At 63.0% G+C, this 6,412-nt stretch carries 5 protein-coding genes; 4 read left to right on the top strand and 1 reads right to left on the bottom strand.

Features of this window, described 5'->3' with window-relative positions; genetic code table 11:
• Positions 1-2,338, top strand: a 2,338-nt coding sequence (locus tag AC1DWI_RS10820) for a putative bifunctional diguanylate cyclase/phosphodiesterase (RefSeq protein WP_477724816.1), incomplete at its 5' end; no start/stop codon positions are given.
• On the opposite strand, the gene AC1DWI_RS10825 is transcribed toward AC1DWI_RS10820, so the two are convergent.
• Positions 2,319-2,687, bottom strand: a complete 369-nt coding sequence (locus AC1DWI_RS10825) for an aminoacyl-tRNA synthetase (RefSeq protein ID WP_477670141.1) — start codon at positions 2,685-2,687, stop codon at positions 2,319-2,321. The genes AC1DWI_RS10820 and AC1DWI_RS10825 overlap by 20 nt on opposite strands.
• Positions 2,688-2,810: 123 nt before the next feature.
• Here AC1DWI_RS10825 and hemE point away from each other — a divergent pair, with 123 nt between their 5' ends.
• From hemE to priA, 3 genes are all read left to right on the top strand, one after another.
• Positions 2,811-3,920 (top strand): uroporphyrinogen decarboxylase, encoded by a 1,110-nt coding sequence (hemE, locus tag AC1DWI_RS10830; protein WP_477670142.1) that lies wholly within the window; start codon positions 2,811-2,813, stop codon positions 3,918-3,920.
• A 36-nt stretch (positions 3,921-3,956) separates the two neighbouring features.
• Positions 3,957-4,298 carry a hypothetical protein gene (locus AC1DWI_RS10835; RefSeq protein ID WP_477670143.1) on the top strand — a complete coding sequence of 114 codons (342 nt, stop codon included), beginning with the start codon at positions 3,957-3,959 and terminating at the stop codon, positions 4,296-4,298.
• On the top strand, positions 4,295-6,412 hold a 2,118-nt coding region (priA, locus tag AC1DWI_RS10840), incomplete at its 3' end, for a replication restart helicase PriA (RefSeq protein ID WP_477724817.1). The genes AC1DWI_RS10835 and priA, both read left to right, overlap by 4 nt.

Genomic DNA, 6,412 nt, shown 5'->3' on the forward strand with positions numbered 1-6,412 from the left:
AGAGCGCGAAGGGCTGGTCGCTCTGTGTGAAGCCACACTGGACACACCACCCCGCCAGCCGCAGTTGCCGRCCCGCAGCGCGCCCGACATCCTGTTTTATCGGGGCTTGCCGCTGACGCGGGAAGACGGCACGCTGCTGGGCGCGCTTGCGGTCATGGACAAGGTCGCACGAAGCCTCAGCGCCGACCAGGAAGAGGATCTCGAAACGCTGGCGGGCCTTGCTGCCGGGCAACTGGTCGCGCAGCACAGCCACGCACTGCAGGCCACGCAGCAGACTGAAGAAGAGGCCCATCGGCTGGCCACTCGCCTGGGCATCACCCTGGAGAGCATCACCGAAGGGTTTTATACGCTGGATACGCAGTGGCGCTTTACCTATCTCAACCGGGAGGGTGCCCGGCTGCTCGGCCGCCCCAGCAAAGACTTGCTGGGAAAAAGCATCTGGAAGGAATTTCCGGGCGCCATCAATACCTCGTTTTCCGAGCAGGTCCGGGCCGCGGTTGCGGGCAACTACCAGGTGGAATTTGAGGCCCTGTATGCACCGCTGGACAAATGGTTCGAGATCCGCGCCTACCCGTTTCCGGATGGGGTCGCCATCTACTTTCGTGACGTCAGCGAACGGCGCAAGGCCAGGGAGCAGCTCATGCTGCTGGAAACGAGCATCTCCCGCCTCAACGATATCGTGCTCATCGCGGAAGCGGTCCCCTCCGGGAAGCCGGGCTTGCGCATCATCTTTGTCAACAATGCCTTCGAACACCATACCGGCTATAGCCCGCAAGAGGCCATGGGTCATTCACCGCGCCTTCTATGCGGGCCGTTGACCCAACGCAGCGAGCTGCAGCGCATCAGCGCCGCCTTCCAGAAGGGCGAACCCGTTCAGGCCGAGCTCATCACCTACAAAAAAAACGGCAGGCACTTCTGGATGGAAGTCGACATCGTGCCGGTCGCCGATGACGCCGGTGTGTTCTTTACCCATTGGGTTGCCGTGGGGCGGGACATCACGCGCCGCAAGGTGGCGGAGAGCGAAATCAAGCATCTCGCCTTCTACGATCCGCTCACACAATTGCCCAACCGCCAGTTGCTGATGGACAGGCTCCAGAAGGCGCTTACCCACAACTACCGGCATCCGCGCGAAGCGGCGCTGATGTTCATTGACCTGGACAATTTCAAGACACTCAACGACACCATGGGCCACCAGAAAGGCGACCTGTTGCTGCAGCAGGTTGCCAAGCGCCTTGCGGCCTGCCTGGAGCCGCCCGACACGGTGGCGCGCCTGGGCGGGGATGAATTTGTGGTCATGCTGGAGGACCTGGGCCAGGACCCTCAAGCAGCGGCCGCAAAAGCCGAAGCGGTGGGTGCGCGGATTCTTGCTGCGCTGAGCGAACCCTACAGCCTGGCGGGCTACCAGCACTACAGCACCTGCAGTATCGGCATCACTTCGTTCAACCAGACCCTGGACAACATTGGAGACCTGCTCAAGCAGGCCGACCTGGCCATGTACCAGGCCAAGATGGCCGGGCGCAACACCATCTGCTTTTTCAACCCGGCGATGCAGGCCGCCGTCACCGCCAGTGCCGCACTGCAATCGGACCTGCGCCAGGGCCTGCGCGAAAAGCAGTTCCTTCTGTACTACCAGCCACAGGTAGGGCGCGACGGGCGCATGACGGGCGTCGAGGCACTCCTGCGCTGGCAGCACGGCGGGCGCGGCCTGGTGCAGCCGTCCGAGTTCATTCCGGCGGCTGAGGAGGCCGGGCTGATACTGCCGCTGGGCCAATGGGCGCTTGAGACGGCTTGCCGCCAGCTGGCGGCGTGGGCCCACCGCCCCGAGACCGCAGCCTTCAGTGTGGCCGTCAACGTGAGTGTGCGGCAGTTCCGCCACCCGGAGTTCGTGGACCTTGTCATGGCCGCACTCAAGGAAACGAAAGTCAGCCCGCACAAGCTCAAGCTGGAGCTGACCGAAAGCCTGCTGGCGGAGAACATGGAGGTCACCATCACCAAAATGGCCCGGCTCAAGAAGATGGGCGTGACCCTTTCCATTGACGATTTCGGCATGGGCTATTCCTCACTCTCATGCCTGAAGCGCTTGCCGCTGGACCAATTGAAAATCGACAAGTCTTTTGTGGAAGACATCCTGCGCGACCCTAACGACGCCGCCATCGCACGCACCATCATTGGCCTGGCGCAAAGCCTGGGGCTGGGCGTGGTGGCGGAAGGCGTTGAGACCGAAGCCCAGCGCGACTTCCTGTCGCGCCACGGTTGCGACTGCTACCAGGGCTATCTGTTCTGCAAGCCCCTGCCCATCGACGAGCTCGAAGCCTTCATCAAGACACTTCGGATTTAAGGGTGACGGCAGGCAAAGGCGAGGCCTTGTGGTGTTCCAGCCGGAAGATCACCTCCTTGACGATGCCATACATCACCGCGCGGTCGCGGCCAGGGTGGTCCGTGAAATGCACCGTCGTGGACCCGAGCGTCGCGCCCCCGGCGTCATAGCTCACCGTGATGCCGTAGGCCGTCATCAGCGGGCCGCAGGCACGCCAGTCGCGCGTCCATTGCGGCAAAGCCTGATTGCTGTCCCAGAGGGTGCCTGCGCTTTCGTAGCATTCCTCGATGTGCGCATGACCCAGCAGTTGCGCAAGGTGCCTCTCCTTGGCGATGCAACTGCGGAAATACTCCTGGTCGTTCATGCGCATGAAACACCTCTTTCGGACCCGGCGGGGCCCATGAGGCCATGGTAAATCCGAACCCGCTCAAGTGCCACCCCTGCGGATATCCCGCGATGGGAGGGCCCGCCTCACACCTGAGACAATCAGGGCATGTTCGCACCCCTTCAAAACGACACCTTTTTGCGCGCCTGCCTGCGCCAGGCCACCACCCACACTCCCGTCTGGCTGATGCGCCAGGCCGGCCGCTATTTGCCTGAGTACCGCGCCACGCGCGCCCAGGCCGGCAGTTTCATGGGCCTGGCCACCAACACCGACTACGCCACCGAAGTCACGCTGCAGCCGCTTGAGCGTTACCCGCTGGATGCCGCCATCCTGTTCAGCGACATCCTGACCGTGCCCGATGCCATGGGCCTGGGCCTGTCCTTCGCGCTGGGCGAAGGCCCGCGCTTTGCCACGCCGGTGCGCGATGAGGCGGCAGTGGCGAAGCTTGAGGTGCCCGACATGAACAAGCTGCGCTATGTGTTTGACGCCGTGACGTCAATCCGCAAAGCCCTGAACGGCCGCGTGCCGCTGATCGGCTTTTCGGGCAGTCCCTGGACGCTGGCCTGCTACATGGTCGAAGGCGCGGGCTCCGACGACTACCGCCTGGTCAAGACCATGCTGTACCAGCGCCCGGACCTGATGCACAAAATGCTTGCCGTGAACGCCGACGCGGTTGCCTCCTATCTGAACGCACAGATTGAGGCCGGGGCCCAAGCCGTGATGATTTTTGACAGCTGGGGCGGCGTGCTGGCCGACGCGGCCTTCAAAACCTTCAGCCTGGCCTACACGGCCCGCGTGCTGGCCCAGCTCAAACGCGAGCACGAGGGCGTCAAGATCCCCCGCCTCGTCTTCACCAAAGGCGGCGGCCAGTGGCTCGAAGCCATGGCGCAGCTCGATTGCGAGGTGCTGGGACTGGACTGGACGGTCAACCTGGCCAGGGCGCGGGCTCTGGTGGGGGAAAATGGCCCCCAGGCCAAAACGCTGCAGGGCAACCTGGACCCTAACGTGCTGTTTGCCAACCCGACCCAGATAGAAGCCGAAGTGAAAAGCGTGCTGGACAGCTTTGGCAAGCCCCATATTGATGCCAGCGAGCCTGGACCGGCCCATATTTTCAACCTGGGGCATGGCATCAGCCAGCACACGCCCCCCGAAAGTGTGGAAGTGCTGGTGCGCGCAGTACACGCTCACTCTCGCAGCATGCGCGCCGCTGGTACCTAAACTTTCCGCCTACGTCCAGAAAAGGCCACGGGATGAATGATTTCAACCATGGCTAGCACAAAACCGGGCGATGGCGCCCGGACTTATGCACAAAATTCGTGTTGCGGTGCCGCAATGGTGAACGCAGGCGGCATGCTTCGCTATCAAAGCAATAGCGGACGTAAGTTGTTGATTTATATAGAGACTTTAAATTGCTTTTTTTCCGGGCAGTTTAAGAAAAGCCTTGATTTACAAGGCTTCGCGACGCGCCAAGGCAAGCTATCAACAAAGTTATCCACAGAAAATCTGGAAATCTGTAAAGCGATGGTAAATCAAGGACTTAGCGCACTATCTGGATGTACTTCTCAAGAAGTAAACACATTTAGTTACTCCAAATGAGCTATTGGCTTCAAGTTGCCGTTGCCGCGCCCGCGCACAGTTCCATCGCCGGGCCACTGACCTACCAGAGTGAATTGCCACTTGCTGTCGGCTCCCTGGTGCGGGTGCCGCTAGGTAAGCGCGAAGTCCTTGGGGTCGTGTGGGAAGCGGTGCCTGACAGTGGAACGCTGCTGGAAATACAGACGCGCCACGTCACCGGCGAGCTGGATGGGCTGCTGCCTCTTTCGGCGACCTGGCGAAAACYGGTGACGTTCACCGCGGCTTATTACCAGCGCTCCCTGGGCGAGGTGGCGCTGGCGGCATTGCCGCCGCAACTGCGCGACCTGAGCAATGTTCAGCTGGCGCGGCGGCTCAAGCGCCCGGTGGCTGACACCAGCGGCCCGCAGGACACCGCGGCGCTGATGCCGCTCAGTGCGCAGCAGGCTCTTGCCCTGGCTGAATTTGACAACGATACCCGGCCCGCGCTGCTGTTCGGCGCCACCGGCAGCGGCAAAACCGAGGTCTACCTGCGCGCCGCGGCCCGCGTGCTGGAGCAAGACCCGACGGCACAGGTGCTGGTGATGGTGCCCGAGATCAACCTCACGCCCCAACTGCAGTCGCGCTTTGAAGAACGGTTTGCCCACCTGGGCAAAGAGCGCGTGGTGGCCTTGCACAGCGGCCTGACCCCAGCCCAGCGCCTGAAAAGCTGGCTGGCAGCCCACGCCGGCCATGCGCGCCTGGTGCTGGGCACGCGCATGGCGGTGTTCGCCTCCATGCCGAATCTGCGCCTGCTGGTGGTCGACGAGGAACATGACCCAAGCTACAAGCAGCAGGAAGGCGCCCGCTATTCGGCCCGCGACCTGGCGGTCTACCGCGCCAAGGTCGAAACCGAAGACGCCACGCATACCCACGGCCCTTGTCGTGTGCTGCTAGGCTCGGCAACACCGTCGCTGGAAAGCTGGCAGGCCACCCTCACAGGCCGCTACCAACGCCTGACCATGAGTGAACGCATCGGCGGCCCTCTAGTGACGGGCACGGAAGCGCTGCAATTTTCCGACGGGCCGCCCCTAGGAAAATTAACCCCCTCGGGGGGCAGCGAGCTACACGCAGTGAGCGAGCGTGGGGGCCTACCGCTTGTTCGGCGTGTAGACATGAACCACCAGCCCAAGCACTGCGTGATTGCGCCGCCGCTGCTGGATGCCATCGCCCAGCGCGTAGCCCGTGGCGAGCAGTCGTTGATCTTTTTAAACCGGCGCGGCTATGCGCCTGTGCTGGCCTGCCATGACTGCGGCTGGAAAAGCGAGTGCCCGCACTGCAGCGCCTACCGCGTCTTCCACAAGATAGACCGCACCCTGCGCTGCCACCACTGCGGCTTCACCGAACGCGTGCCGAGCGCCTGCCCGAGCTGCGGCAACATCGACATCGCGCCCGTGGGACGCGGCACCGAACGACTGGAAGAACATTTGGCCGAATTACTGGCCGGCGTGAAGCGGCCAGACGGCGAGCCGCCGCGCATTGCCCGTATCGACGCTGACACGACGCGGCTCAAAGGGGCGCTCGAATCGCAGCTGGCCAGCGTGCATGCGGGCGAGGTCGACGTGCTGGTCGGCACGCAGATGATCGCCAAGGGGCACGACTTCCGGCACATCACGCTGGTGGCGGCCATCAACCCTGACGGGGCGCTGTTCTCCAGCGACTTCCGCGCACCCGAGCGCCTCTTCAGCCTTTTAATGCAGGCGGGAGGCCGCGCCGGCCGTGACGCGCGACACAGCGAGGCCAGCGAGATGTGGGTGCAAACCTTTCACCCCGCCCATCCGCTTTTTGAAGCACTTAAAAAGCACGACTATCCGGGTTTTGMGACGCAGCAGTTGGCCGAGCGCGAAGCGGCGGGCATGTCACCCTTCGGTTTTTCAGCGCTGGTGCGCGCCGAGGCGCGTGCGCAGGATGTGGCACAAGGATTTCTGAACGCAGCAGCGGCCCAGGCCGAGGCGCAACAACTCACAGGGCACGAACAGGTCACCGCTTACCCGGCCGTGCCGATGACGATACAGCGCGTCGCCAATATCGAGCGCGCGCAGATGCTGGTCGAAAGCCCCTCGCGCGCAGCGCTTCAACGTTTTCTCGCGGCCTGGCAA

It is taken from the genome of Polaromonas sp. P3_C2, assembly GCF_056402675.1.

Excerpts from the sequence above, each read along its gene's own strand:
- AC1DWI_RS10825 (WP_477670141.1), bottom strand. The coding sequence starts at position 2,687 with ATGCGCATGAACGACCAGGAGTATTTCCGCAGTTGCATCGCCAAGGAG.
- hemE (WP_477670142.1), top strand. The coding sequence starts at position 2,811 with ATGTTCGCACCCCTTCAAAACGACACCTTTTTGCGCGCCTGCCTGCGC.
- AC1DWI_RS10835 (WP_477670143.1), top strand. The coding sequence starts at position 3,957 with ATGATTTCAACCATGGCTAGCACAAAACCGGGCGATGGCGCCCGGACT.